Source organism: Phytohabitans sp. LZ39 (genome assembly GCF_059359075.1).
The window spans coordinates 517,675-543,362 of sequence record NZ_JCADBM010000002.1 but is presented as its reverse complement, the minus strand read 5'-3'; the positions used below and the strand labels follow the sequence as shown (position 1 = coordinate 543,362).

At 72.1% G+C, this 25,688-nt stretch carries 26 protein-coding genes; 8 read left to right on the top strand and 18 right to left on the bottom strand.

Features of this window, described 5'->3' with window-relative positions:
- Positions 1–8 precede the first annotated feature (8 nt).
- From AC5L36_RS06185 to AC5L36_RS06160, 6 genes are all read right to left on the bottom strand, one after another.
- Positions 9–1,427 carry a hypothetical protein gene (locus tag AC5L36_RS06185; protein WP_441214368.1) on the bottom strand — a complete coding sequence of 473 codons (1,419 nt, stop codon included), beginning with the start codon at positions 1,425–1,427 and terminating at the stop codon, positions 9–11.
- Positions 1,428–1,457: 30 nt separating this feature from the next.
- Positions 1,458–1,742 (bottom strand): mycothiol system anti-sigma-R factor, encoded by a 285-nt coding sequence (rsrA, locus tag AC5L36_RS06180; protein ID WP_441214367.1) that lies wholly within the window; start codon positions 1,740–1,742, stop codon positions 1,458–1,460.
- 6 nt (positions 1,743–1,748) lie between these two features.
- Positions 1,749–2,537 (bottom strand): sigma-70 family RNA polymerase sigma factor, encoded by a 789-nt coding sequence (locus tag AC5L36_RS06175; RefSeq protein ID WP_441214366.1) that lies wholly within the window; start codon positions 2,535–2,537, stop codon positions 1,749–1,751.
- A gap of 89 nt (positions 2,538–2,626) precedes the next feature.
- The gene (locus AC5L36_RS06170) at positions 2,627–3,241 is read right to left on the bottom strand and encodes an alpha/beta hydrolase family protein (protein WP_441214365.1); all 615 of its coding nucleotides are present in this window, start codon (positions 3,239–3,241) and stop codon (positions 2,627–2,629) included.
- A 37-nt stretch (positions 3,242–3,278) separates the two neighbouring features.
- A complete protein-coding gene (locus AC5L36_RS06165; RefSeq protein WP_441214364.1) occupies positions 3,279–3,677 on the bottom strand; it encodes a WhiB family transcriptional regulator in 399 nt (132 codons plus the stop codon).
- A gap of 270 nt (positions 3,678–3,947) precedes the next feature.
- Complete coding sequence (locus AC5L36_RS06160; RefSeq protein ID WP_441214363.1) at positions 3,948–4,661, bottom strand: SOS response-associated peptidase; 714 nt, start codon at positions 4,659–4,661, stop codon at positions 3,948–3,950.
- Positions 4,662–4,842: 181 nt separating this feature from the next.
- Between AC5L36_RS06160 and aroA the strand changes: the two genes are divergently transcribed.
- Positions 4,843–6,132, top strand: a complete 1,290-nt coding sequence (aroA, locus tag AC5L36_RS06155) for a 3-phosphoshikimate 1-carboxyvinyltransferase (protein ID WP_441214362.1) — start codon at positions 4,843–4,845, stop codon at positions 6,130–6,132.
- Positions 6,105–7,184, top strand: coding sequence for a ribosome small subunit-dependent GTPase A (gene rsgA / locus AC5L36_RS06150; RefSeq protein ID WP_441214361.1), 1,080 nt, complete (start codon positions 6,105–6,107; stop codon positions 7,182–7,184). The genes aroA and rsgA overlap by 28 nt, the downstream gene beginning before the upstream one ends.
- A 351-nt stretch (positions 7,185–7,535) precedes the next feature.
- On the opposite strand, the gene AC5L36_RS06145 is transcribed toward rsgA, so the two are convergent.
- Entirely contained in the window at positions 7,536–8,072 is a 537-nt protein-coding gene (locus tag AC5L36_RS06145; protein ID WP_441214360.1) for a DUF2087 domain-containing protein, read from the bottom strand.
- A 51-nt stretch (positions 8,073–8,123) separates the two neighbouring features.
- On the opposite strand from AC5L36_RS06145, the gene hisN reads away from it, so the two are divergent.
- From hisN to AC5L36_RS06130, 3 genes are all read left to right on the top strand, one after another.
- Positions 8,124–8,936 carry a histidinol-phosphatase gene (gene hisN, locus AC5L36_RS06140; protein ID WP_441214359.1) on the top strand — a complete coding sequence of 271 codons (813 nt, stop codon included), beginning with the start codon at positions 8,124–8,126 and terminating at the stop codon, positions 8,934–8,936.
- 94 nt (positions 8,937–9,030) lie between these two features.
- On the top strand, positions 9,031–9,900 hold the full coding sequence (locus AC5L36_RS06135; protein WP_441214493.1) for a hypothetical protein: 870 nt from the start codon (positions 9,031–9,033) through the stop codon (positions 9,898–9,900).
- A gap of 139 nt (positions 9,901–10,039) precedes the next feature.
- Complete coding sequence (locus AC5L36_RS06130) at positions 10,040–10,432, top strand: ATP-binding protein (protein ID WP_441214358.1); 393 nt, start codon at positions 10,040–10,042, stop codon at positions 10,430–10,432.
- Between the two features lie 3 nt (positions 10,433–10,435).
- On the opposite strand, the gene AC5L36_RS06125 is transcribed toward AC5L36_RS06130, so the two are convergent.
- The 5 genes from AC5L36_RS06125 to AC5L36_RS06105 form a co-directional block, all read right to left on the bottom strand.
- On the bottom strand, positions 10,436–11,740 hold the full coding sequence (locus AC5L36_RS06125) for a WD40/YVTN/BNR-like repeat-containing protein (protein WP_441214357.1): 1,305 nt from the start codon (positions 11,738–11,740) through the stop codon (positions 10,436–10,438).
- The gene (locus tag AC5L36_RS06120) at positions 11,733–12,254 is read right to left on the bottom strand and encodes an RNA polymerase sigma factor (protein ID WP_441214356.1); all 522 of its coding nucleotides are present in this window, start codon (positions 12,252–12,254) and stop codon (positions 11,733–11,735) included. Before AC5L36_RS06120 ends, AC5L36_RS06125 begins: the two co-directional genes overlap by 8 nt.
- Positions 12,255–12,324: 70 nt before the next feature.
- The gene (locus tag AC5L36_RS06115) at positions 12,325–12,966 is read right to left on the bottom strand and encodes a response regulator (RefSeq protein ID WP_441214492.1); all 642 of its coding nucleotides are present in this window, start codon (positions 12,964–12,966) and stop codon (positions 12,325–12,327) included.
- A gap of 11 nt (positions 12,967–12,977) precedes the next feature.
- The gene (gene macS, locus AC5L36_RS06110; protein ID WP_441214355.1) at positions 12,978–14,102 is read right to left on the bottom strand and encodes a MacS family sensor histidine kinase; all 1,125 of its coding nucleotides are present in this window, start codon (positions 14,100–14,102) and stop codon (positions 12,978–12,980) included.
- Positions 14,095–15,264, bottom strand: coding sequence for a PP2C family protein-serine/threonine phosphatase (locus tag AC5L36_RS06105; RefSeq protein WP_441214354.1), 1,170 nt, complete (start codon positions 15,262–15,264; stop codon positions 14,095–14,097). The genes macS and AC5L36_RS06105 overlap by 8 nt, the downstream gene beginning before the upstream one ends.
- A gap of 38 nt (positions 15,265–15,302) precedes the next feature.
- Between AC5L36_RS06105 and AC5L36_RS06100 the strand changes: the two genes are divergently transcribed.
- Positions 15,303–15,728 (top strand): ATP-binding protein, encoded by a 426-nt coding sequence (locus AC5L36_RS06100; RefSeq protein WP_441214353.1) that lies wholly within the window; start codon positions 15,303–15,305, stop codon positions 15,726–15,728.
- A gap of 857 nt (positions 15,729–16,585) precedes the next feature.
- Here the strand turns inward: AC5L36_RS06100 and AC5L36_RS06095 are convergent.
- Entirely contained in the window at positions 16,586–17,524 is a 939-nt protein-coding gene (locus AC5L36_RS06095; protein WP_441214352.1) for a ribose-phosphate diphosphokinase, read from the bottom strand.
- 128 nt (positions 17,525–17,652) lie between these two features.
- Between AC5L36_RS06095 and AC5L36_RS06090 the strand changes: the two genes are divergently transcribed.
- A complete protein-coding gene (locus AC5L36_RS06090; RefSeq protein WP_441214351.1) occupies positions 17,653–18,858 on the top strand; it encodes a ricin-type beta-trefoil lectin domain protein in 1,206 nt (401 codons plus the stop codon).
- 82 nt (positions 18,859–18,940) lie between these two features.
- Here AC5L36_RS06090 and AC5L36_RS06085 read toward each other — a convergent pair whose 3' ends face one another.
- Positions 18,941–19,786, bottom strand: a complete 846-nt coding sequence (locus tag AC5L36_RS06085; RefSeq protein WP_441214491.1) for a phosphoribosylaminoimidazolesuccinocarboxamide synthase — start codon at positions 19,784–19,786, stop codon at positions 18,941–18,943.
- A 31-nt stretch (positions 19,787–19,817) separates the two neighbouring features.
- Between AC5L36_RS06085 and AC5L36_RS06080 the strand changes: the two genes are divergently transcribed.
- Entirely contained in the window at positions 19,818–20,585 is a 768-nt protein-coding gene (locus AC5L36_RS06080) for a polyprenol monophosphomannose synthase (protein WP_441214350.1), read from the top strand.
- A 408-nt stretch (positions 20,586–20,993) separates the two neighbouring features.
- Here the strand turns inward: AC5L36_RS06080 and AC5L36_RS06075 are convergent, their stop codons facing one another.
- The 4 genes from AC5L36_RS06075 to AC5L36_RS06060 form a co-directional block, all read right to left on the bottom strand.
- Positions 20,994–21,236, bottom strand: a complete 243-nt coding sequence (locus tag AC5L36_RS06075) for a hypothetical protein (protein ID WP_441214349.1) — start codon at positions 21,234–21,236, stop codon at positions 20,994–20,996.
- A gap of 77 nt (positions 21,237–21,313) precedes the next feature.
- Positions 21,314–24,571 (bottom strand): S8 family serine peptidase, encoded by a 3,258-nt coding sequence (locus tag AC5L36_RS06070; RefSeq protein WP_441214348.1) that lies wholly within the window; start codon positions 24,569–24,571, stop codon positions 21,314–21,316.
- A gap of 136 nt (positions 24,572–24,707) precedes the next feature.
- Entirely contained in the window at positions 24,708–25,337 is a 630-nt protein-coding gene (locus AC5L36_RS06065; RefSeq protein ID WP_441214490.1) for a pyridoxamine 5'-phosphate oxidase family protein, read from the bottom strand.
- 5 nt (positions 25,338–25,342) lie between these two features.
- The gene (locus tag AC5L36_RS06060; protein WP_441214347.1) at positions 25,343–25,681 is read right to left on the bottom strand and encodes a GNAT family N-acetyltransferase; all 339 of its coding nucleotides are present in this window, start codon (positions 25,679–25,681) and stop codon (positions 25,343–25,345) included.
- Positions 25,682–25,688 lie beyond the last annotated feature (7 nt).

The window sequence follows — 25,688 nt, the reverse complement described above, 5'->3', positions numbered from 1 at the left end:
GCTCGGGCCTACGGCGCCCCTGAGGTCGTCTTCTCGGCGGCTTCGGGGGCGCTTCGCTCTTGTGGCGCGGGGGCACGGGCCCGGTCGCGCCAGGTGACCACCAGCACGTCGACCGCGGCCACCACCGCGACGAGCACGGCCAGGCGCAGGCCGATCGCTTCCTGGATGCCGAAGCGCCAGTACTCCCCCGCGCCGAACCAGATGCCGGCCAGCAGGCTCACGCCCGAGCCGACCGCGACCACCGTGGCGGCGAGCGCGAGGTCGGGCCGCCGCCGCGCGACGAAGACGACGGCCGCGGCCGAGAGCACCAGCGCGGCGCCGAGCGCCTTCAGCACCCAGCTCCGCGGCGGGAAGACCAGCTTTTCCACCGCCATCGGCACCACGCGCTCGGTCTTCGCGTAGTCGGAGCCGGCCACCGAGAGGCGCACCACCTCGCGCATCTGCCGCGCGAACACGCCCGGCTCGGCCAGCGCGTACCGCTGCCACACGTCGGCCGCGTTGCGCTCGCCCCAAGCCTTGAACTCGGGGCACTGCTCGTACGCCGCGGCGAACTTGGCGGTCTCCCACGCCGGCCCGGCGGCGATCTCTTCCATCCCCGGACACGACGGCATGCCGAACTCCCGCTGGAAGATCGCCTTGACCTCGGGGTTGGGCAGCACGTGCAGCCGCAGCCGGAAGAGCATCAGCCCCTCTTCGTGCCGCACCTCGGGCGTAGCGCTCCAGCCGGCGTAGGTGCGGTCGACGACCGGTGTGATCGCCGTGCACCAGATCGTCGCGAGCACCAGCACCGCGCCCGCGACGAGGGCGTGCCGGCGCTTCGGCGGCCGCCGCCACGCCACCACGGCCAGCGCGAGGATCAGGAAGACCACGAAGACCCGGATGTCGGTCCGGGTGAACGTCCACCAGACCGCCACCGCGGTCGCCCCCACCAGATACCAGACCACACTGGTACGGGCCCAGAGCAGCAGCAGCGCCAGCGTGAGGACGCCGAGCGAGATGGACAGCGACTCGGACAGCATCGCGAAGTCCCAGTTGGCCACCTGGGGCAGCAGCCCGACCACGAGCACGGCGGCAACCGCCACGACGCGGGCCACGAGCGTGCGCAGGCAGGCCCAGAGCGCCCAGGCCAGCAGCGCCCACGCCACCGTGCCCACGGTCCACTGGGCGACCGCGCGGGCCTGGTCGTTCGGGAAGATCGCGTAGAAGACCGGCACGCCCCACAGGCGCGGGGCGTGTCCGGTCAGCGAGACGAGCGAGCCCCGGTCGAAGGCGGGGTCACCACGGTGCGCGTACGAGAACGTGTCGAACGAGGTGAAGACGTCGCCCCGCACGCAGATGAACACCCGGGCGGCGACGAACACCGCCAGCAGGCCGGTCAGCACCGCCTCGGGCAGTCGCACCGAGCGGCGCAACCGGTCTGTGAGCACGGGAGGACTCCAGTGGAACGAGGATCCGAATCAGTCGGGCAGATACTCCCGGGAGTCGGCCTCGAACACAAGCTCACTGAGCCGGACGCGCAGGCGGTCGCGTAGCTCGGTGGGTGCCCGCTCGTCGCCGCAGCAGCGCGCGACCAGGGCCTTCACCTCCTGCTCGATGCCGTACTCCCGGAGGCACGGCGAGCACTCGTCGAGGTGGGTGCGGATCAGGTCGCGCCGCTCGTCGGAGCACTCCAGGTCGAGGTAGAGGTAGACCTCGGCGAGCACGTCACGACAGTCGGTTTCGTGTGGTTCACCGCAACTCACGGTCTGTCACACCTCCTGGCCAGCTGCTGCGGTGTCGGGCGACGGGCTGCGGTTGAAGCCCCGCTCGGCAGCGTAGCGCTCCAGCAGCTTGCGCAGGTTACGCCGGCCACGGTGCAGCCGGGACATCACGGTGCCGATGGGAGTGCCCATGATGTCGGCGATCTCCTTGTAGGAGAAGCCCTCGACGTCGGCGAGGTAGACCGCGAGCCGGAACTCCTCCGGCAGCTGCTGTAGAGCGTCCTTGACGTCGCTGTCCGGCAGGCGCTCGAGCGCCTCGGTCTCCGCCGACTTCAGCCCGCTCGACGTGTGAGACTCCGCCTCGGCGAGCTGCCAGTCGGTGATCTCCTCGGTCGGCGCCTGGATCGGCTGGCGCTGCCGCCGCCGGTACGAGTTGATGTACGTGTTGGTGAGAATGCGGTAGAGCCAGGCCTTGAGGTTGGTGCCCTCTTCGAACTGGTGGAAGGCGGCGAACGCCTTCAGGAAGGTCTCCTGCACCAGGTCTTCGGCGTCGGCTGGGTTGCGCGTCATGCGCAGTCCCGCGGCATACAACTGGTCGACGAACGGCAACGCGTCGCGCTCGAAGCGCGCCCGCCGCTCGTCGGTCCTCTCCGGTCGGGTCAACCGAACGTCCCCCCTCGACTGTCCCGCCGAGGATACGCGGAACGCCTGGTCGGCGCCTGAGGAAGGCTCGCCTGTCACCGGGTTTGCCGCGAGCCACTCGGGCCCGCCCAGGAGCTGACGCACGCGCTCGACCTCGGGGTTCACCCGATCAGAGGGTCGCGTACTGGTTTGCACCGATTCTGCCCCTTCCGCAGTTTGTGCTTCCGGGTGCTAGAACACGCCCCCGCCGGGGTGCATTCCCCTCCGTCGCAGGCCAGAGGAGGTCAGCGGGCGAGTCCTCGCTCACGGAGCCACCCGACCGCGATGCCCGCCGTACCCTTCGGGTCGCGGCGCAGGTCGTGTCCCTCACCCGGGCGTACCTCGATCAGGGTGTCCGGGCCGCCGGCGGGGATGCCGAACGGGTCACGGTCGCCGTTGAGCACGAGGGTGGGCACACCGGCGGGCAGCTCGTCCTGGCGGGAGCGCTCCGGCCGGCCCGGCGGGTGGAGCGGAAACGCCAGGCAGACGATCGCGACGGCGCCGAGGTCGGCGGCGGTGCGGCAGGCGACCCGGGCCCCGCTGGACCGGCCACCCACCACCAGCCGTGCCTTCGGATGGTCGGCGAGCAGCTCGCGCACGACGGCTGTCCACGCCTCGTCGAGCTGGTGCGCGGGCGCCGGCGCCCGGCGGCCGGCCACCCGGTAGGGCTGGGTGACGCGGGCGACGGTCACCCCCGCGGCGCACGCGGCATCACGCAGCGCCACGAGGTCAGGTGCGTTGACCCCACCTCCGGCACCGTGGCCGAGCACGAGCAGGCTCTTACGGCGACCGGACGCGGGCGTCAGGTCGACAAGGGCCGGCCCGCGGGGCGTGACGATCTCACGGCTGGTGTCAGACACCCGCCCATCGTCGCCCACCGGACGCACCCGGGCCGGCTCAGTGCGTGTCTACCGGCACCAAGGTCAGGAGCTGGTCGCGGACCGGTGGGCCCGCGCTCTCCAACGCCTCGGTGTCCGGCTGCACCTGGCCACGCCAGGCGACGAGCATCGCCCGCCGCTCGCGGGGCGTCGTGGCGCCCCAGACGCCGTGGCAGTCGCCGACCTCCAGCGCCCAGGCCAGGCAGGCACCCTGCACGTCGCATGTGCGGCACAGGGCCACCGCGGCGTCCGCCGGCTCACTGGGAGCCGGGAAGAACGTCTCGGGGTCAACGCTCTGGCACACGCCTCTCGTGCGCCACGCATCGTCCAGCTGACGCTCACTCACTGCCCGAAGCAGCCGCGGGTCGCGCCGTGCAGCGGCAACCTCGTGCGGGCGTGGCATCCGCGCCCGTGTCATCCACCCACCTCCCCCGTGGGACCGGCGAAGTAATGGCGTTGCCGTCCGCCCAGTGCGAATCGACACCTCTGCCGGCGTTGTGTTCTATCGCATTCGCGGCTTGCAATTCAAGGGGTTGCATAGATCCTGGCCGAAAGGCCAATCGACTATTCACCGCCAATGGCAGTATTCGATACACAGCGTGATGGGAGCGCTCCCGTGCGCGATCGCTCGGTTCTTTTCTGCTCACACTGCGTCAGAAGAGCGGTAACCAATCAGAAACACGGACGATCAAAATAGCGTCAACTCAACCGGTTCTTCGGGCGGCCCGCCGAGTGTGCCGCCGGGTGCCCTGGCGACCAGATGCGGGCCGTCGTTACGGACGTCGCCGACATCCGGGCCAACCGGGCGGATCTCCAAGCCGGCCAGAAACTCGTCGCTCGGCGCGGTCAGCAACTCCTCGGCCTCGCCACCGCCGGCCAGCCAGTCGGCCCAGCGCTGCCACGGCAGCAGCAACGGCATCCGGTCGTGCACGAGCGCCAGGTCGCCGATCGCGGCCGTGGTCACCACCGTGAACGTCAGGCCCTCCTGCCACGGCGACCACAGACCGGCCATGGCGAGCACACCGCCGCCCGCGGGAGTCATGAAGTAGGCCTGCTTGCGCCCGTCCGGCCGGCGGAGCCACTCGTACCAGCCGTCGGCCGGCACGAGGCAGCGGCGCTTGGCGAACGGCGACGCGTACGCGCTGGACGTGGCGACGGTCTCCGACCGCGCGTTGATCATGCGAGCCGCGCCCTTGGCGTCCTTGGCCCACGTCGGCACCAGGCCCCACCGCGCCGCGGCCAGCACCCGCTCCCCGCGCGACTTGGACATCCGCACGATCGGCACCGGGTCGGTCGGTGCGACGTTGTAGTCGGCCACCAGCGCTCCGCCGGTGTCGTCATACGCCTCGAAGAGCGCGCTGAGATCCGCCGCGCTGCGGGTGGTCGCGTACCGGCCGCACATGGCCTTTACGCTATCGCGCCTCCGGGGTGGCGACCGCCAGCCCGAGGAGCGCCGCGACGAGGACGGCGGGAGCTGGCCGCCGAAGGCGCCCAGCGAGCGCAGCGGCACAGCCCGTCTCGATACTCGGGAGGAGCCGGATCGGCGATCACCGGTTGCCGGCGGCGGACGGCAGACTGTACGGGTGACCGTGACCCGCGCCCCCGTCCCGTGGACCGCGCCGACCGCGAAGGATCCGGTCGCCACCACGGTGCGGCTGCCCGGCTCCAAGTCGATGACCGCGCGGGCCCTCGTGCTCAGCGCGATCGCCGACGGGCCCTCGACGCTCCGCCGCCCGCTCCGCGCCCGCGACACCGAGCTCATGGCCGCCGGTCTGCGCGCCATGGGCTCCCAGGTGTCCACTCTGGACGACGATCGCTGGGTGGTGCGCCCGCACCCCCTGGCCGGCCCGGCGCACGTCGACGTCGGCCTGGCCGGCACGGTCATGCGCTTCGTGCCGCCGGTCGCGGGGCTGGCCGCCGGCACCGTCACGTTCGACGGCGACCCGCGCGCCCGGCAGCGGCCGGTCGACCAGCTGGTGGGCGCGCTCCGCTCGGTGGGCGTCCGGATCGACGCCTCCGACACCGGCAACCTGCCGCTGGCCGTCCACGGCACCGGGCGGGTCGCCGGCGGCGAGGTGGAGATCGACGCCTCGGCCTCCAGCCAGCTCGTCTCCGGGCTGCTCCTGGCCGGTGCCGCGTTCGAGCGCGGCATCGTGGTGCGCCACGTGGGTCCGCCGGTCCCCTCCGCCCCGCACCTGCGGATGACCGCGCAGATGCTGCGGGCGGCCGGCGCCGCGGTCGACGACACCACCCCGGACGTCTGGGCGGTGCAGCCGGGCAAGCTCGCCGGGCGCGCCTGGGTGATCGAGCCCGACCTTTCCGGCGCCGCGCCGTTCTTCGCGGCCGCCCTCGTCACTGGCGGCGAGGTGACGCTGCTCGGCTGGCCGCGCACGAGCTCCCAGCCGGTCGACCGGCTCCGCGCCCTGCTGCACGAGATGGGCGGCGAGGTCTCCCTCGGCACCGAGGGCCTGACGGTGCGCGGCACCGGCGCCGTGCACGGGCTCGACGCCGACCTGTCCGACGTCAGCGAGCTGACCCCGGTGCTGGCCGCGCTGGCCGCGGTCGCCGACTCGCCTTCCCGACTCACCGGCGTGGCCCACATCCGCGGGCACGAGACCGACCGGATCGCCGCGCTGGCCCGCGAGCTGGAGGCGCTCGGCGCGGACGTCACGGAGAGCCACGACGGGCTGGAGATCCGCCCCCGCCCGCTGCGCGGCGCGCTGTTCCAGACGTACCACGACCACCGGCTCGCCCACGCCGCCGCGGTCATCGGGCTGGCCGTCCCCGGTGTCGAAGTCGACGACGTGGCATGCACGTCGAAGACCATGCCGGAGTTTCCGGCGCTATGGTCGGCAATGGTCGACGGGCACTAGGAGCGGTAGGAGGAGCGCTGACGGGAAAGCGGCGGGAGTACGACGAGGACGACGTACGGGTCCGCCCGTCCCGGTTCTCGCGTCCGCGTACCCGCACCCGCCCCAAGCACTCCGAGGCGGTCGAGGGGTTCGTGGTCGCGGTCGACCGGGGGCGGTACACCTGCCACGTCGGCGACGCGAGCGTCACCGCCATGCGAGCCCGCGAGCTGGGCCGCAAGTCGGTCGTCGTGGGCGACTGGGTGGCCCTGGTCGGTGACATCTCGGGAGCGCCGGGCGCGCTCGCCCGCATCGTGCGGATCGCCGAGCGCACCTCGGTGCTGCGGCGCACCGCCGACGACGACGAGACCACCACCGAGGGCCGGCTCGAGCGGGTCGTGGTCGCCAACGCCGACCAGCTCGTGATCGTCAGCTCGCTCACCGACCCGCCGCCGCGCACCGGCTTCATCGACCGGTGCCTCGTCGCCGCGTACGACGCCGACATCGACCCCCTGCTCTGCCTGACCAAGGCCGACCTGGCCGGCCCGGACGCCGTGCTCGGCTACTACGCCGAGCTCGACCTCCCACACGTGCTGTGCCGGCCGGACGCCGACCTCGACGACCTGCGCGCCACGCTCACCGGACGCCTTTCGGTGCTCGTGGGCCACTCGGGCGTGGGCAAGTCGACGCTCGTCAACCGTCTCGTCCCCAACGCCGACCGGGCGGTCGGCGTGGTCAGCGCGGTGGGCAAGGGACGGCACACGTCGACGAGCGCCGTCGCGCTCCGGCTCCCCGCCGACAAGCCCAGCTGGATCATCGACACCCCGGGGGTACGCAGCTTCGGCCTCGCCCACGTCTCCGCGGAGAGCCTGCTGCACGGCTTTCCCGACCTCGTCGAGGCGACCGTCGACTGCCAGCCCGGCTGCGAGCACACCGCCGACTCCCCGGGCTGCGCGCTGGACGCCTGGGTGGCGGCCGGACGCGCCGACGAACGCCGGCTCCGCTCCTACCGCCGCCTGCTGGCATCCCGATCCGGCGAGCCCGACCCCGAAGCCTCGGCCACCGAACCGCTCTAGGAAGTAGGGCAAAGGCAGATTTGCCCGGGTCCGCGTCAGTTGCGGACCGTTGCTCCCGCCGGAGACCGCTGCGGCCGGCGGCTCGCAGCGCTCGCCGAGATCCCCGGCCTCCGCTGCCACCTCCCCGTCACAAGCCCAACCGCCCCACTGCCCGCTGCCCGTTGCCCCCAAGAGGGCAGCCCTGTCACCGCCTGGACGGGTATACGGGAGCCTCCTCAGAATTCATCCCCAAGAGGGCTGGCCTCTTGGGTGCGGGCCGGGGGACCAACAGCGGACGGGTGAGGCCGCGGGAGCAGCGGTCTGGACCACCGCGGACATCGCGGTAGCTCGAAGCTTGGGTTTGATCTTGATTTAGACCTCGACGTAGCCGCCGCTGCGCCAGTAGATGCCGTCCTCTCGCGACATCAGCCCCTCGTCGATGAGGTAGCGGCGCAGCGAGGCGTGGTCGTCGTGCCAGGCGCGCAGGATGGCGTCGACCTCGCGCTCGGGATAGCGGACGCCCGGCTCGAACGAGGCGGCGACGTGCTCCAGGATGATCCGCCGCTTGCCCCGCGCGGCCGGCATGCGTGCGATCCGGCCGTCGCGCACGAAGACTCGCAGCACCGCCGCCTTGGCGCGGTCGGGGTCGAGGTCCTGCTCGGCGGCGGGCGGCGGCGCGTGCTCCCGCACCGCCTCCTTGAACGCGTCGGCCTCGGCCACGATGCGCCCGTCGACGCTGGCAACCAGGCCGCCCGACTCCAGCCGGCGGAGCGCGACAACCACCTGGCGGGCGGGCAGGCCGGTGCTCGCCGCCACCTCGGAGGGGGTGGCCGCGCCCAGCACCACGGCGGCGAAGGCGGCCAGCCGGTCGGGCTCGGCGAGCAGTCCGCACACCGCATCCGGTCTCATAACGGGGACGCTATCGCGTGCGGAGCGTCCGGATCAGCTACCTTTCCCGCCATGGCCCGGTACGCCGACGACCTCTCCCTCGCCCACGTGCTCGCGGATACGGCGGACTCCATCTCGTCCGCCCGGTTTCGGGCGCTCGACCTGCACGTGGAGTCAAAGCCGGATCTGACGCCGGTCTCCGACGCCGACACGGCGGTGGAGCGTGCCCTGCGCGCCACGCTCGCACGCACCCGGCCGCGGGACGCGGTGCTCGGCGAGGAGTTCGGCGCGACCGAGGCGGCGGCGGGTCCGGGCACCCGGCAGTGGGTGATCGACCCGATCGACGGCACGAAGAACTTCATCCGGGGCGTGCCCGTGTGGGCGACGCTCATCGCGCTCATGGAGGGCGACCAGCCGGTGGTTGGTCTTGTCTCCGCGCCGGCGTTGGGGCGCCGGTGGTGGGCGGCGGTGGGGCACGGGGCGTACGCGGGGCGGCACACCGCCGCCGCCACGCCGATCAAGGTGTCGGGGGTGAGCCGGCTCACCGACGCCAGCTTCTGCTACTCCGACCTGATGGGGTGGGAGGAGAACGGCCGTCTCGGCGCGATGCTCGGCATTATGCGCCAAACATGGCGTAACAGGGCATACGGCGACTTTTACGGATACATGCTGCTTGCCGAGGGCGCCCTCGACGCGATGGTCGAGCCGGAGCTCTCGCTGTGGGACGTGGCCGCCCTGGTGCCGATCGTGACCGAGGCCGGCGGCACGTTCACCGACCTCGACGGGCGGTCCGGCCCGGGGGGCGGCAGCGCGGTGGCCACCAACGGCAAGCTACACAGCGACCTGCTCGAACGACTCTCCGCCTCGGGCATCGAGATGCTCTGACGAGTGGTCGGCGCGAGCCGCACAGGCGGGGGCTGGACAATCCCGCTAGAGTCGCCGGGTGGCATCCACTGGCGGCTGGTGTTTCCTGGCAGCGATGATCTTGGCGTACGGCGTCGCCAACATGCTCCAGTCGATGGCCGCCACCCGCACCACGGTCCACCACACGTTCGACCCGGGCCTGCTGCTCCGCCTGGCCAGCCACCGGACCTACCTCATCGGCCTGTCCTGCCAGGCCCTCGGCTTCCTGCTCGCCTTCCTGGCCCGCCGCGACCTGCCGCTCTTCCTGGTGCAGGCGAGCGTGGCGGCCGGCCTCGGCGTGACCGCCGTGCTGGGCGTGCTGATCCTCAAGTGGCGGCTCCCCGGCGCCGAGGTGGCGCTGCTGGTGCTCCTCTTCGCCGGCATCGGCGCGCTGGTGCTGGCCGCCCAGCCCGCCCCCTCCCGGCAGATCGGGCCGCTCGGCCTGGGCGCGCTGGTGATCGCGCTCGTGGTGATCGGCGCGCTGGGCTTCTTCGCGGTGCGCCTGCACGGTGCGCCCGGGTCCGTCGCGCTCGGGTCGCTGGCCGGCCTCGCCTTCTCGGGCGCGGCGGTGGCCGCCCGGCCGCTCGCGGCGGTGCACTCGTTCGAGGCGCTGCTGATCCACCCCCTGCTGTACCTGCTGCTCGCCCACTCGGTCGTCGGCCAGCTCCTGCTCGGCCTGGCGATGCAGCGCGGCTCCACCACGGCCGCCGTCGCCGCCATGGACGCCGCCGGCGCGGTGCCGGCCGCGATCATCGGCCTGCTCTTCCTCGGCGACCGCATCTGGCCCGGCCGCGAGTGGCTCGCGATGATCGGCTTCCTGGTCACGCTGGCCGCGGTGATCGGCCTGACCCGCTACGCCGAGCCACAGCACCACCACCAGGTCGCCGCCGCCCCGCGCCGCCGCCCGGTCCGCCTCCACCACCCGGTGCCCGCCGCTCGCCGCTAGCGTGGGCCCGCCGCCAGGGTGCCCGCCGCTCGCCGCTCGGGTCCGCCCGTCGCCAGGGTGCCCGCCGCTCGCCGATCGGCAGTGACGAAGTCGCATGGCTTCCCCCGATCCGGGGTAGCTGAGGAGCAGGTAATCCCTCATGAAGAACGCGACTGGACAGACCCCCGACCGCTGGCTGAGCCTCGAGCTCGAGCCGCGGGTCGAGGCGGCCCGGCTGGCTCGTCAGCTTGTCGCCACCGCCTGCGCCCGGTGGCGCCGGGACGAACTCACCGAGTCGGCGCACATCGCGGTGACCGAACTGGTCAACAACGCGGTGGTCCACGCCGGCACGCCGATCACCGTCGAGGTGACCCTGCACGGGGACGAGCTGCACATCGCGGTGCACGACCGTTCGACCCAGCCACCGCAACCACGGGTGGCCGCGCCCACCTCCTACGGTGGGCGCGGCCTGGCGTTGCTGGACTCGCTGTCGGCCCGGTGGGGCTGGCGGCCGAAGCAGGACGGCAAGGTCGTCTGGGCGGTCCTGAGCTGAGGATCAGTCTCCAGCCACGGCCCGCCAGCTCCGGCCGTCGGCTGAGGTGTAGAGCACGCCCGCGCTCCGGAAGAGGAACAGCCGGGCCGCGACCGCCCGTGGCTCCTCGCCCGGCGCGGGCCGGAGGCCGAGGTCGATCCGGGTGTATTTCCGGCCGTCCGGGCTGCCGAGGAACTGGTAGCCCTTGCCGTCGGTCGCCGCCAGCACGTGCGTGCCGTCGGCGATGACCACCGAATGCGCTCCCAGCAGGGGTGCGGGCATCGACAGGTCGCCGGCACGGTTCCAGTGCGCCCCGCCGTCGGTGGTGCGGTAGATCCCCGGCCTGACCCACCTGCCCGGGCCGCCGTCCGGTGCCACGGCCCCGTTGGTCGGCATCGTCGCGTACGCGAGTTGCCCGTCGGAGGTCGCCATCTGTGGCGGGCTGATTCCGACCATCGCGCTCTCACCCCCATGGCGCTGTACCGCCGGGTTCTCCGCGCTGAACACGGTCGTCTTCCAGGTACGCCCGCCATCCCGGCTGACCGAGATCGCCGGCTTGTCGGTCGCCGGATCGGCGCCGGTCACCCACAGGCCCGCCTCCCGCGGCACGTCGACCACATCCCGGTAGCGCAAAGGCGGCTGGTTGGCGAGTGGCGCGATCTGCCCGGACGCGGGATCCACGGCGAACACCGGAAGCTGGCTGGCTTCGCTCGTGAACGGGCCGACGCCGGGGTTCATGCTGTCGAGCACCCGCATGTTCTTGGCCGCGGCCGAAACCGGCTTCGCGGAGGTCCGCGGGACCCGCCAGGTCCGGCCGCCGTCCACGGTGATCCTGGTCTCGTAGGTTCGCGCACCGGCGGCCGGGTCACCGGCCCCTGGCTCGCCGCCGACCGGGGCGCCGGACGAGTTGGTCGAGCTCGTCCAGCTCAACAGCGCCACCTTCGGGCTGAGCACCCGCAGGAGCGGCGAGTCGTCGGTGTTTTCGAGCCGCGAACGCTCCGTCCAGCTCTGCCCGCCGTCGGTCGACCCGATCAGCTCCGGCGGGCAGCTGTCGCACTCCCTGCGGATCGCGTACAGGTGGTTCGCGTCGGCGGCGTCGGCCGCCAGGATCCGGCCGCCCGAGCCCGCCGGCTCCCACGTCTGGTCCGCCGGGCGGAGCACCGCCGCTCCGGCGACGCCGGCGGCCACCAGGACCACCGCGGCGAGCACGCCGCCAGCCCGCCGCCGGGCCCGGAGCCGTCCGGCGCGGCGGCGTACCGACGCGAACTCCGGCGGGTGGGCCGCCTCTTCGGCCGCCCCGGCGAGAGTGCGATACCTCTGGTCAATCACGTGCCGACTCCTTCGCGGGTTGGGCGCGCGGCTCGTCGCCGAGCTCGCGCGCCAGCGCGGCCCGTCCCCGGGCCAGCCAGGACTTGACCGTGTTGGGCGACGCGCCGAGGGTCGCCGCCACCTCGTCGACCGGCAGGTCCACCAGGTGGTACAGGACGAGCGCGGCCCGCACGCGGTGCGGCAGCGTGCGAAGGGCGGCGAGCAGGTCGAGCCCGTCCGGGACGTGCTCGGGCACCGTCTCCGGCGGGGTCCAGACCCGGCCGGCCCGGAAGAGGCGGTCGAAGACCCACCGCCGCCGGTACCGGTTGCGCGCCACATTGATCGCGACGGTCCGCAGCCAGGCCTCCTGGTCGGTGACCTCCCGGAAGGCCCGCGGCCGGGCGACCGCGCGGGCGAAAGCCTCCTGCACCACGTCTTCCGCCTCGGCCAGGTCTCCGGTCACCCCGTAGAGCTGCCCGACGAGCCGGCGGTACGACGCCTCGTAAACCGCGCGTACCGCATCGTCCGCGTCCATCCACGCTCCCTTCACGGCTACCAGGAGGACCAGCGCCGTGGCCGTGCGGTTGCGCGCCCGCGGAAATAGCTCAGTCGGGCGAGTCGAGGCCCCGCTCGATGGCGTACCGGGTCAGCTCCACCCTGTTGTGCAGCTGGAGCTTGCCGAGCGTGTTCTGCACGTGGTTTTGCACCGTGCGGTGGGAGAGGGTGAGCCGGGCCGCGATCTGCTTGTACGACAGGCCCTTCGCCACCAGGCGCAGCACCTCGGTCTCCCGGTCGGTGAGCCGCGGGGCGGTGTCGTCTTCGGCCGGCCCACCGCCCTTGGCCAGCCGGCGGTACTCGCCCAGCACCAGCCCGGCCAGCCCGGGTGTGAAGACCGTGTCACCGGCGGCCGTGCGGCGCACCGCCTCGAGAAACTCCTCGGGGCTCGCCGACTTGACCAGGTAGCCGGTCGCGCCCGCCTTCACCGCGTCGAGCACGCTCTGCTCCTCGCCGCTGGCCGAGAGCATGAGGACGCGCACGCCGGGGAGCGCGGCGAGCAGCCCGCGGATCACCTCGACGCCGGAGATGTCGGGCAGCTGGAGGTCGAGCACGACAACGTCGGGCCGGGCCGCGGGCGCGATCCGCACGGCCTGGCCGCCTTCGCCGGTCGTCGCCACCACGTCGTATCCGGCCTCGGCCAGGTCACGGGCCACGCCCTGCCTCCACATCGGATGGTCGTCGACCACCATGACCCGAGTGCTCACGGAGCCACCCTAAGGCGAAGCTCCACCTCGGTGCCCTCCCCAGGCGCCGAGATGATCTCCACACTGCCGCCCAGCTCGGCGATCCGGCCCTGGATCGACTGCGCCACGCCGAGCCGCCCCTGCCGGGCCGCTTCGGCGAGCCGGCCGGCCGGGATGCCGGGCCCGTCGTCGCGTACCGACACGGTGACCGTGCCGGCCTCCTCCTCCAGCAGCACCCACGCGCGGGCGCCGCCGCCGTGCCGCGCCACGTTGTCGAGGGCCGCGCCGACCGCCGCACCGACCTCGTGCGCGACGGACGCCGGCAGCCGCACCGGCGTGGCGGGCGCGGCGATCGAAACGGCCGGCGAGGCGAAACCGTCGAGGACCGTGCGGAGGTCGACCTCCGGCCCGAGGCGCTGCCGCGGGGTGCGGCCGCTCACCAGCGCCCGCAGCGCCGCCTCCTGCTCGCCGGCGAGCCGGGCCAGCTCGGCCGCCTCGCCGTCCAGGTGCGCGCCGCGCCGCTGGACCAGCGCGAGCACCTGGAGCACGGAGTCGTGGATGCCGCGGGCCAGCCGCTCCCGCTCGCGCGTGGCGGCCTCCAGCTCGACCGCCCGCTGGAGCCGCTGCTCGGACTCGACGGCGAGGCGCGCGACGTGCCCCACGGCCACGCCGGCGAGCAGCATGAGCATCAGCCCGGTGGCCGAGGCGGAGGTCAGCTTCGCCCGTACCGTGACGTCGGCCGCGCCGACGACCAGGGCCGCGATCGCGCCCCGGCGCCGGCCACCGGAGACCGCCCACGCCAGCACCGGGCAGGCCTGCCAGGCGACGGCGAGCGACGGTACGCCGTTGTCGATCGCGGTGCGGCCGACCACCCACGGCGAGGCGAGCAGCAGCACGAGCGTGATCGCCAGGTCGGTGCCGAGCAGCGGCCAGCCCTGCCACGCCGGCCGGGCGTACAGGTAGGTGGCGGCCACCGACCAGCCGGCGAGCACGGCCAGCGCCGGGATCACGCCGAGCGGGTGGGCGTAGTCGGTGACGTTGAACACGGCCATCGCCACCACGTACGCCATCGAGGCGAACCGGAACACCGCGATGGCCCGCCACAGCGGCACCTGGAACGTACCGGCGGGCTCCTCAGCCATCGACGACCGCGCGCAAGGCGAGTACGCACGTGTCGTCGTCCGGGCTGGCCGGCTGGAGTCGGGCCAGCAACGCGTGCAGCGGGAGCCCGGCCGCGCCGTCGACCGCCCGCAGCACCGGGCCGAGCCAGTCGCTGTCGAACGTGCGCCGCTCGATCAGCCCGTCCGTGTAGATCAGCATGGTGTCGCCGGGCGCGAGCCGGGTTTCCGCCGTCTCGTACGCCGAGCCGCGCTGGCCGCCGAGGAGCATGCCCTCCGGCCGGTCGAGCGGTGCGGCGCCGGCGGAGGTGAGCAGCACCGGCGGCGGGTGGCCGGCCTGCGCCCAGGTCACGGAGGAGGTCTCCGGCTCGAAGCGGGCCACCGCGACCGTCGCGGTCGGGCCGGACGGGTCGTCGCAGACCATCTGGTTGAGGTGCCCGAGGAGCTGGGCGGGGTCGTCGGTGGTGACCGCGAGCGCGGGAAGCGCGTGCCGCAACCGGGCCATCGTGGCGGCCGCCGGCATGCCGTGCCCGGCGACGTCGCCGACCGCGAGCAGGGTGCGGTCGCCGGCCAGGTGCACGAGGTCGAACCAGTCGCCACCTACCCGGGCCACCTCTTCGGCCGGCTGGTAGCGCACGGCCGCCCGCAGCCCCGGGCGGCGCACCACGCCCGCCGGCACGGGCAGGATCACCTGCTGGAGCGCGGCCACGACCCGGTGCTCGGTCTGGAGGCTGGCCTGGAGCTCGGCCGACTCGGCCTCGATGTCGGCGAGGCGGGCCCGGTCGCGCTCGGCCGCCTCGAAGACGCTGACGTCCTGGATGATGCCGTAGACCAGGCGGGCCCGCCCGTCCCGGCCGCGCTCGGCCTCGAAGATCGCCCGAATGTGGCGCACCCCACTCGGCACGGTGATCCGAAACGTGACGTCGATCGGCCGCGCGTCGTCGATCAGGGCCTGCGCCGCCTTGTCGACCCGCCCGAGGTCCTCGGGAACCACGTACTCCCGGGCCTGCGCGAGGGTGGCGGGGCCGGCCGCCCGATCCCGCTCGTAGATCTCGAAGAGGTGGTCGGACCAATGGACCGTATCGGTGGTCAGATCCCACTCCGCCCAGCCGAGGTTGGCCAGCCTCTCGGTGCGCGCGAGGCGGTCGAGGACCTCGGCCGTACTCTTCGCGGTGCTTTTTGGCACCCCTTGACCATCCCATACCCCATTCGCGACCGGCGACAGTGTCGCCCCTTCGGTACGGTTGGCCCATCGACACGGTCCCGCTCCTCACCGAGACGTTCGAGCGCAGCCAGGTCACCCGGCTGCGTCATGCCGTCGCGTCGTGCGTGGGCAGGGCGGGCATGGTCGGCCAGCGGCTGGACGACTTCGTGCTCGCGGTCAACGAGCTGCTCACCAACGCGGTGCGCCACGGCGGCGGCAAGGGCCGGCTGCGGCTCTGGCGCCGCGGCGACGAGGTGGTCTGCGAGGTCTCGGATCACGGCGAGGGCTTCGACGAGACCCGGCTGTCCGGCGACGCCAAGCCGGCGGCCGACACGCCGGGCGGCTGGGGCCTGTGGCTCGCCGGCAAGCTCAGCGACCGCATGGAGGTCGACACCGGCCCCAGCGGCACCACGGTGCGGATCAGCGCCGCGCTGCCCGCCGCGTGAGGTCCGCCGCCTGAGGCCCGCCTCCGTGACCCGCCGCCTGAGGTCCGCCTCCGTGACCCTCGAAGCCCAGTTCCGAAGATTTGAGCTACCGCGATGTCCGCCGTGGTCCAGGCCGTTGCTCCCGCGGCCTCACCCGTTCGCTGTCGGTTGCGGTGACCCCTTTCAAGCCTCCGGACCACCGCTTCGATGATCGTTAGCCCAAAACCCGCGCTCGTCCCGGCGTGTCGTGTGGTTTTCGGGCTAACGATCATGGCTCTTCCCGGAGGCCGCGACCAAACGCGAGGGGGTAAGCCGCGGCAGCAGCGGACCAGACCATGGTCAACTTACGGTGAGTGGCATCGGGTCCAGACCGCTGCTCCCGCAGCCTCACCCGTCCGCCGCTGGTCACACTCACCCCGCCCGCGCCCGCCCGCCCGAACGCGCCGCCCCCGGGCCCGCACGCCCGCGCCGCACGCCCGCTCCCGCTCCCGCTCCCGCACGCCCACTCCCGCACGCGTCCCCACGCCCGCGCCGCACCCCGGGCCGGCACGCCCGCGCCCGCACGCTCACCCCGGCCGTGCGGGCCCGGCCAGGACGGGGCTGCGCGCGGATCCCCTTTGCTCTGCTCCCCCATAGGGGGCACCCACACCCAAGGGCCCATTGACCCGCCCACCGCCTCCTATAAGGGAGCAGAGCAAAGGACTCCACGAACACCTCACCTACCCCCCGGGCCACCGGGGCGGAGACGGCCGTCGACCTGGATGCACAGCGCGACAGCAAAAGGGTGTGCGCGACCAACGGCGGACGGGCGAGGCCGCGGGAGCAACGGTCTGGACCACGGCGGACATCGCGGTAGCCCAAATCCATTTTTGAAGCGTCTAGCCGAACAGGGCGCTCACCGATTCTCCATTGTGGATCCGGCGCATCGCCTCGGCCAGCGCCGGCGCCACGGAGAGCACGCGCAGCTTCGGCACGCGCTTGTCGGCGGGGATGGGCACGGTGTTGGTGCAGACGATCTCCAGCACGCTCTCCTGCTCGCTGAGCCGGTTCAGCGCGCCGCTGGAGAAGAGGCCGTGGGTGCAGGCGAGGCGGATCGAGCGGACCTTGAGGTCGCGCAGGTGGTCGATCAGCTCGATCATCGTGCTGCCCTTGGCGATCTCGTCGTCGAGGACGATCACGTCGCGGTCGACCACGTCGCCGATGACCGCGCTGATCTGCACGCGGTCGTCGGGGTAGCGCTGCTTGGCGCCGGCCGCCACCGGCGTGCCGATCATGCGGGCGAAGTGCGAGGCCTCCTTGGCGTTGCCCAGGTCGGGCGAGACCACCACGGCGTCGGCCAGGTCGTACTGCCGGAAGTGGGCGGCGAGCTCGCGCAGCGCGTGCAGGTGGTCGACCGGCATGCCGAAGAAGCCGTGCACCTGCGGCGAGTGGAGCGTCAAGGCCAGGACCCGGTCGGCGCCGGCGGTCTTCAGCAGGTCGGCGACGAGGCGGGCGCCGATCGAGATGCGCGGCGCGTCCTTCTTGTCCGAGCGGGCGTACGCGTAGTGCGGCATCACCACGGTGATCCGCCCGGCCGACGCGCCGCGCGCGGCGTCGAGCATCAGCAGCAGCTCGACCAGGTGCTCCTGTACGGGCGGCACGAGCGGCTGGATCAGGAACACGTCGCGTTCCCGGCAGTTGGCGTCGAGCTGTACCTCGAGGCAGTCGTTGGCGAAGCGGGACACCCGCACGGGGTGTAGTGGCACGTCCAGATGGGCGCAGATCTCCTCGGCCAACTCGGGGTGGGCACTTCCGCTGAACACCGCGATGTCACGCACGCCCCGGATCCTAAGTGGTAGCCCGGTAGCGCCCGGTATCGCCTCTAACGTGCTCCGAGAAAACGCTCTCTTGACAGCGTGTTCATCGATCTGCAAGGTTTGTTAACTACATCGAGGAGCGTGATGCTATGCGGAGAGCCCTGTTGGTCCTGGCGCTCGTGGCGGCCGGCCTCGTCGTGCCGGCGACGAGCAGCCCGGCGATCGCCGCGCCCGGGGCCCTGACCTGGTCCGACGAGTTCAACGGCGCGGCCGGCAGCGCGCCGGACGGCAGCAAGTGGCGCTACGACATCGGCGGCAGCGGCTGGGGCAACAACGAGCAGCAGTACTACACGAACAGCACCCGCAACGCGGCGCTGGACGGCGCCGGCAACCTCGTCATCACCGCCCGCCGGGAAAACCCGTCCAACTTCCAGTGCCACTACGGCACCTGCCAGTACACGTCCGCGCGGCTGCTCACCTCCGGCACGTTCCAGCAGACGTACGGCCGCTTCGAGGCACGCATGAAGCTCCCGTTCGGGCAGGGCATCTGGCCCGCGTTCTGGATGCTCGGCACGCCGGTCAACTGGCCCGCCAGCGGCGAGATCGACATCATGGAAAACATCGGCCGCGAGCCCAACACCACGCACGGCACCGTGCACGGGCCGGGCTACTCGGGCGCCGGCGGCATCGGCGCCGGCTACAACAACGGTCGTTTCGCGGACGCGTTCCACACGTTCACCGTCGACTGGGCGCCCGACTCGATCACCTGGTACGTGGACGGAAACCAGTTCTTCCGCATCACGCCGGCCTCGCTCAACGGCAACCAGTGGGTCTTCAACCACCCGTTCTTCCTGATCCTCAACCTCGCGGTCGGCGGGCACTGGCCCGGCTACCCGGACGGCAGCACGACCTTCCCGCAGACGCTGACGGTCGACTACGTACGGGCCTACGCGTGGGACACCGGCGGCGGGGGTGGCGGCGGCACGATCGTCGGCTACGGCGACAAGTGCGTCGACGTGGCCGGCGCGAACTCCGCCAACGGCACCGCGGTGCAGCTCTGGACCTGCAACGGCACCGCCGCGCAGAGCTGGACCAACGGCGCCAACTCCTCGCTCCGCGCGCTGGGCAAGTGCATGGACGTGACCGCCGCCGGCACCGCGGACGGCACGCCGGTGCAGTTGTACGACTGCAACGGCACGGGCGCCCAGCAGTGGCGGGTCGAGGCGGACGGCGACATCGTCAACGTCAGCTCCAACAAGTGCCTCGACGCGAGCGGGGTCAGTTCGGCCGACGGCACCCGGCTACACATCTGGACCTGCACCGGCGGCGCCAACCAGAAGTGGCGCCGCCCCTGAGAGATCGCTCTCAGGACTCCGGCCCTCGCCCCGGCGGGGGCCGGAGCGCGCGGGGGACGACGCGGGCGGGGCGCCCGCGTCGCTACCAGGCGAGCCCGGTCAGCCGCTCGTAGACGTCGATGTATCGCGCCCGGGTGGCCGCCACCACGTCGGCTGGCACCTCGGGGGCGGGCGACCGCTTGTCCCACCCGGTGCCCGTGGCCCAGTCGCGCACGAACTGCTTGTCGAACGAGAACTGTGCCCTGCCAGGCTGCCACGAGTCGGCCGCCCAGAACCGGGACGAATCCGGCGTCAGCACCTCGTCGCCGAGCACGAGCGAACCGTCAGGCGCCCAGCCCAGCTCCAGCTTGGTGTCGGCGATCACGATCCCGCGGTCGGCGGCGATCTCGGCTCCGCGCCGGTACACCGCGAGCGTGATCCGCCGCAGCTCTTCGGCGGTCTCCGCACCCACCTCGGCCGCCACGTCGTCGTACGTGATGAACTCGTCGTGCTCCCCGACCGGCGCCTTCGTGGTCGGCGTGAAGATCGGCTCCGGCAGGCGGTCGGCCTCGACGAGCCCGGCCGGCAGCGGCACCCCGGAGACCGAGCCCGACTTCTCGTACTCCTTGAGCCCCAGGCCGGTGAGGTAGCCCCGCGCGATGCACTCGACCGGCACCATCCGCAGCCGGCGGCACCGGATCGCCCGCCCGGCGAACTCCGGCGGCACGTCGGTAGCCGAAATCACGTGATGCGGCACGATGTCGGCGAACTGCTCGAACCACCACAACGAGAGCCGCGTGAGCACCGCGCCCTTGTCCGGAATCGGGGTCGGCAGCACGACGTCGTAGACGGACACGCGGTCGGAAGCGACCAGGATCAGGTCGTCACCGTCCGCGTAAACGTCCCGGACCTTGCCGGAGTGCAGCAGCTCCACTTGGTGCTCCTCGATCCGCCCCTCGGTAGAGCGCTACCCTAACGCGGTGACAAATGCTGTCGAGTTGCCCGCCCCGTGGCGCGACGCGAAATTGACGGTCGTCGTTCCCACGTACAACGAGGTGGACAACCTGCCCCGACTTGCCGAGCGGCTCCTCGCGCTGCCCCTCCCCGGGCTGCACGTGCTGATCGCCGACGACAACTCCCCCGACGGCACCGGCGAGGTCGCCGACAAGCTCGCGGCGGAAAACCCCGGGCGGGTGACCGTGGTGCACCGGGCGGGCAAGGAGGGTCTCGGCCGGGCGTACGTCGACGGCATAGGCCGGGCGCTCGACGCCGGCGCGGAGTACGTGGCGCAGATGGACGCCGACCTGTCGCACCCCCCGGAGGCGGTCCCCGGCCTGCTCGGCACGCTCATGGCCACCCGGGCCGGCGTGGTGATCGGCTCCCGCTACGTGCCGGGTGGGCAGCTCGACGAAAACTGGCCCTTCTACCGCCGCGCGCTCAGCGGCTGGGCCAACTTCTACGTGCACACCCTGCTCAACGTGCGGATCCGCGACCTCACCGCGGGCTTCAAGGTGTGGCGGGCCGACGTGCTGCGCGACATCGGCCTCGACCGCGTCCAGTCAAACGGCTACAGCTTCCAGGTGGAGATGCACTACCTGGCCACCCAGCTCGGACACACGATCATCGAGGTGCCGATCCGGTTCGAGGAGCGCACCAGCGGCGCCTCCAAGATGACCACCCGCACGAAGGTCGAAAGCGCCGTCATGCCGTTTCGCCTCCGCTGGAAGCACCGCGCCAAGGGCGAGTAGGACAAGATCCAACGCTGATTTGCCCGGGTCCGCGGCAGCTGTAGACCGCCGCTCCCGCCGGAGACCGCGGAGGTCGGCGGCGAGCTGACGCTCGCCGAAATCCCCGACCTCCGCTGCCGGGTCCGCGAGACAAGCCCCGCCGGTCCTCCCCAAGAGGGCAACCCTGTCACCGTCTGGACGGGTATACGGGAGCCCTGCTCAGAATTCATCCCCAAGAGGGCTGCCCTCTTGGGGCCGGGTTCGGGGCCGGGCCGGGCTGGGGCCCGGGTTCGGGCCGGGCTGGGGCCCGGGTTCGGGCCGGGCTCGGGCCCGGGTTCGGGTCGGGTTGGGCCGGGCTCGGGCCGGGTTGAGCCCGGTTCGGGTCGGGTTGAGCCCGGGTCGGGTCGGTTCGGGTCGGGTTGGGCTGGGTCAGTGGCCCTTGTTGCGGCGGCCTCGGGTCAGGGCCAGCAGGCCGAGCACCAGGATCGCCACCACGACCAGGCAGCAGAGGCCGGCGAAGAGGCCGAAGCCGCCCAAGCGCGGCCGGCGCCGGGCCGCCTCCAGGACGACCTCGTTGTCGGCGGCCCACGCCGCGGCCGGCACGAGCACCGCCGCCATCATGCCGATGAGCACGGCCGTCGCGCGCGCCCACCATCGAGTCAAAAACGACATAGGACCATGGTCCCCCGTCAAGGCAACTCGGGGCGCCCTCATGACGAGGACGCCCCGAGTCGGGTACAGCGGTCGAGCTAGCTGACCGAGCCGATCGACACGCCTGCGCGGCCGACCACGGCGCCCTCGTCGGTCACGATGAGGGCCTCGCCGAGGAGCGTGCGACCACCGGCCGGCACCGAGTTGACGGTGACCGTGCCGTTGATCGTCGTCGACGCGCCGTTGGCCAGCGGCACGACCGTCGCCGGCACCGAGATGTTGCCCAGCGACGCCGCGAAGAATGTGTCGCGGTAGTCGTAGGCCGTCGTGCCCGCCGGCACGGCGAACCCGTCGATCTCGATCGTGTACGTGCCAGCCTGCGGGTTCGGGATCGACACCGACTCCTCGGAGTCGCCGTCGGCGTCGAAGTCGACCTGCGTGCCGTCACGGAACACGTACAGGTCGAGGTCGGCACCGGGGTCGCTCGGGTTGCCGATCCGCACGTCCAGCCTTGTCGCGCCGACCGGCACCACCAGCTCGAACGTCTGCACCTCGCCGTCGGCGATGGTCGGACGCTGCACCGAGAGGCTGCCGAGCGGGCCGCCCTGCGCGGACACGTTGATCGGGCCGAACTCGTTGGTCACCTTCCAGCTGACCGGGTTGGGCTGGCCAGCCGCCACGCTCGGCAGCTCGACGACCGGCGGCTCCACCTTGACGCCCTGCACCCGCGCGGTGATCTGGTACGGGTTGTTGAGCGCCGGCGACGTACGCCGCGACTCGACCTCGATCTCCCACACGCCCGGCACCGGGTTCTCGTACGACCGTTCCTGCGGCTTGCAGACGGCCGCGTCGGAGAAGTTCGTGTAGCAGAACGGGCTGCTGTTGTCCTCCTGCCGCACGCCGTGCGGGTTGAACGTGATGAAGCGGGTCTGCGAACCGGTCGCGATGCCGGAGAGGTTGACCTGGAGCGCGTCCGCACCCTCGGGCACGGTGACGAAGTAGGTCTGGAACGAGTTCCGGTCCACCTCGCCCGCCGCGCTGAACGAGTAGTTCGGCTTCTTCACCTCGTTGGACACGACGACCGTGTTGAGCACCTCGTAGTCCACGACGGACGTCGCGGGGTCGTCGACCCGCAGGATCGCGCCGTGCGCGCCCACCGACGGCTTCGCGTTGACGGTGATGCTGACGGTCTTGTTCAGCGGCAGCACGACGTTGCGCGGTGCCGAGAACGTACCGTCGTTGCCGAGCCAGCTCAGCTCGTGCCGGATGTTCCTGTTCGGGCCGCTCGTACGGGTCAGCTTGACCGTGTACGACTTGTTCACGCCGGCCCTCTGCCCGCCGTCACCCGCGGCGCACCGGTTGTAGATGCCGGTGCCCTGGCCGGGCGGGGTCAGGAAGCCGGACAGCTCGGTGCAGACCGGCGCCGACGAGGTGTACGTGCGGGTCTCCACTGGGCCGCGCAGCAGCTGCCACGCGCCCGGCACGTTGACCATGCCGGTGCCCTGGCCGTACGCCGGCACGCCGTCGATCCACTTCGCCGAGCTGTAGAGCGCCCGACGCAGGCCGGCCGGGGTGACGCCCCGGTCGGTGGCCTTGGCCGCGGACAGCAGCAGCGCCACCGCGCCCGCCGTCTGCGGCGAGGACATCGAGGTGCCGTTCGCCATCAGGAGGCCCGGCGGCAGCTGGTAGCCCGCCTCGGCCACCGGCCCGCCCGGCTGCCACATGGGGCCGGTCGAGATCGCCGCGCCCGGCGCGGTGATGTTCGGCTTGTACCCGCCGTCCTCACGGGGACCGCGCGAGGAGAAGTTGAACAGCGCGTTCTTCTTCCGCACGACCGCGCCGTAGTTGGCCAGCCAGGTTTCCTTGCTGATGCTGGCCGCCACGGCGATCACGTCGGAGGCCACCCCGGGGTCGCCGACCGAGTTGACGCCCGGGCCGTCGTTGCCGGCCGAGATGACCAGCTGGATGCCGTAGTCGTTGATCAGGCGGTTGTAGAGCTGGGCGCGGGCGTTGCCGCCGTCGTTGAAGGCCGGCAGGCCGCCGATCGACATGTTGACCACGTCGACGCCGCGGTTGATGACCAGGTCGGCCATGCCGTCGACGAGCGCCGCGGCGGTGCAGCCACCGGTCCAGTTGCAGGCCCGGCCGGAAACGATCTTCGCGCCGGGTGCGGCGCCGTCGAAGTTCGCGTTGCCGAGCATGTCGTTCGCCGCGGTGATGCCGGCGACGTGCGAGCCGTGCGAGCTCTCCACCAGGCCGATGTTGACGAAGTCGGCGACGCCCGGCAGGCCAGCCGGGGTGGTGTCGACGTCCTCGCGGAACTCGACCGTGAACGGCATCTGCTCGCGCACCGCGGTGGCCGGGTTGTCCGTACCGAAGTGGCCGACGTCGAACTTCTCCTTGTACGGCCGCATGACGGCGTCGTCGGTGAAGTTCAGGTTCTGGTTGGTGTCCACACGGATGTCGTGGCTCACCGGGTCGTACAGCACGCCGAAGAGGTCGGCCTGGTCACCGTCGCGGTTCACGTCTCCGTTGGGGTCGCCACCGATCGTGCTCCGCTCGTTGAACCGGTTGATCCTGTAGGAGCCCTCCGGCGCGGTCCAGGTGGCGCCCGCGAACGTGAAGGACGGCCCGGTCACCGTGGTGAGCATGGCCCGCCAGGTGCCGTCCGGGTCGAAGATGGGGTCGGTCGCGGTGAACCAGTCGACGATCTTCCGCTCACCCGTGCTGGTGGTCTGGAGGGCGGGGTTGTCGAGGTCGACACCGGAGTCGAGGACGCCGATCGTCACGCCGCGGCCGTCCCACGTCGGGTGCTGCTGCTTGAACTTGACGGCGCCGGTCTCGTGCGTCGGCATGAAGGGGTTCGCGGCCGGGGTGTCGGGGCCGGGGCCGGCGACCGCCTGCGCCGTGGCGCCCTTCGCGGCGGTCTTGTCCTCCAGGGTCGGGTCCGGCAGCGGGATCGACTCGTTGAGGTCGACGGCGGCGACGCCGGGCAGCTTCGCGGCCTTCTCCACCAGCCCGGTGGGCACGCGGGCGCGGACGTAGCCGATCGAGTCGTACCGCTTGGCGACGTTGCCGCCCAGCTTGGTGAGCTCGGTCGCGACCTCCTCGGCGTCGCCCTTGTCGGTCGCGACGATGAGCATGACGTGCTGCTCACCCTTCGCCTTGGCCTGGGCGAGCAGGTCGGCGTCGTGCGAGTCAAGGGTGTCCGCTGGCGCGGTCTTGAGGCTTTCGGATGGGTCCGTCGGGTCGGCGCTGGCGGGCGAGGGAAGACCCGCGAGCGTCATACCTACCGCTACGCCCGACGCGAGCAGCAAGGCAGCGCTACGCCGCCCCCACTTGGGGAGTTTTCTCACGTACCGTTCCTCCGGAGACAGGAGCCCTGTTGTGCAGGGCGCGACAGGCGAGATCCTTCGCTTCCTGACAATGGGTGTCACTGCCCCCAGGCCGGTTGTGACCTTCTCGTGATGTTACTCAGTACAAATTAGACACTCACGCTTCGTAAAGGCCCTTCGCGTACTCGGGGCCGTAGTGCTTTTCCAGCACCTCGATCGAGTCGTTCGGGCGCTCGACGCACTGCACGATCCGTGCCCGAGAGGGCAACGAGTTCGGATCCCACGTCTCCGGCTGCCACAGCTTCGAGCGCATGAACGCCTTCGCGCAGTGGAAGAAGACCTGCTCGATCTCGACCACGAGCGCGAGCCGCGGCCGGTGCCCCTTGACCACCATCTCGTCGAAGAACGGCGCGTCCCGCACCAGCCGGGCCCGCCCGTTGACGCGCAGTGTGTCGCCGCGTCCGGGGATCAGGAAGACGAGCCCGACGTGCGGGTTGCTCAGCACGTTGCGGAAGCCGTCGGCACGGCGGTTGCCCGGCCGGTCCGGGATCGCGATGGTGGTGTCGTCGAGCACAAGCGTGAACCCGGGCGGGTCGCCCTTGGGCGAGACGTCGCAGTTACCCTCCGCGTCCGCGGTGGCGATCAGGCAGAAGGGCGACGCCGCCAGCCACTGCCGGTGCGTGTCCTCCAGCGCGGACCGCACCTTGTCGACCACGGCCGCCTTCGGTGCGCCGCCGACGAGCTCGGTGAGTTCCTCGTCGGTGGTGACCTCCACGAGCCCGCTCAACACCGTCACTTTTCGCCCTCCCCGTTGTGCGCGGGCAGCTCGAAGCGGGCCCGCTGATCGACCGGCACCAGATCCAGGTACTCCTGGTGCCGGGAGATGTAGCGCCGCACAAACGGACAGAACGGCAGCACCGCCACTCCTTCCGACCGGGCCGCGTCGAGCGCGCCGCGCACGAGCACCGAGCCGAGGCCGCGCCCCTCGAACCGCTCGTCGATCTCGGTGTGGGTGAAGGAGATCGAGGACCCGTTTCGCCGGTACGCCACGAAGCCCGCCGCCTGGCCGTCCAGCAACACCTCGAACCGGCTCGCCGGCCGGTCCTCCACCACCATTGTCGAGTCGGTCATGAGCTGA

Excerpts from the sequence above, each read along its gene's own strand:
- AC5L36_RS06135 (WP_441214493.1), top strand. The coding sequence starts at position 9,031 with ATGATCTTGGCGTACGGCGTCGCCAACATGCTCCAGTCGATGGCCGCC.
- rsgA (WP_441214361.1), top strand. The coding sequence starts at position 6,105 with ATGGTCGGCAATGGTCGACGGGCACTAGGAGCGGTAGGAGGAGCGCTG.
- AC5L36_RS06145 (WP_441214360.1), bottom strand. The coding sequence starts at position 8,072 with ATGAGACCGGATGCGGTGTGCGGACTGCTCGCCGAGCCCGACCGGCTG.
- AC5L36_RS06090 (WP_441214351.1), top strand. The coding sequence starts at position 17,653 with ATGCGGAGAGCCCTGTTGGTCCTGGCGCTCGTGGCGGCCGGCCTCGTC.
- AC5L36_RS06115 (WP_441214492.1), bottom strand. The coding sequence starts at position 12,966 with ATGGTGGTCGACGACCATCCGATGTGGAGGCAGGGCGTGGCCCGTGAC.
- AC5L36_RS06160 (WP_441214363.1), bottom strand. The coding sequence starts at position 4,661 with ATGTGCGGCCGGTACGCGACCACCCGCAGCGCGGCGGATCTCAGCGCG.
- AC5L36_RS06120 (WP_441214356.1), bottom strand. The coding sequence starts at position 12,254 with ATGGACGCGGACGATGCGGTACGCGCGGTTTACGAGGCGTCGTACCGC.
- AC5L36_RS06075 (WP_441214349.1), bottom strand. The coding sequence starts at position 21,236 with ATGTCGTTTTTGACTCGATGGTGGGCGCGCGCGACGGCCGTGCTCATC.
- AC5L36_RS06130 (WP_441214358.1), top strand. The coding sequence starts at position 10,040 with ATGAAGAACGCGACTGGACAGACCCCCGACCGCTGGCTGAGCCTCGAG.
- AC5L36_RS06060 (WP_441214347.1), bottom strand. The coding sequence starts at position 25,681 with ATGACCGACTCGACAATGGTGGTGGAGGACCGGCCGGCGAGCCGGTTC.
- AC5L36_RS06165 (WP_441214364.1), bottom strand. The coding sequence starts at position 3,677 with ATGACACGGGCGCGGATGCCACGCCCGCACGAGGTTGCCGCTGCACGG.
- hisN (WP_441214359.1), top strand. The coding sequence starts at position 8,124 with ATGGCCCGGTACGCCGACGACCTCTCCCTCGCCCACGTGCTCGCGGAT.
- macS (WP_441214355.1), bottom strand. The coding sequence starts at position 14,102 with ATGGCTGAGGAGCCCGCCGGTACGTTCCAGGTGCCGCTGTGGCGGGCC.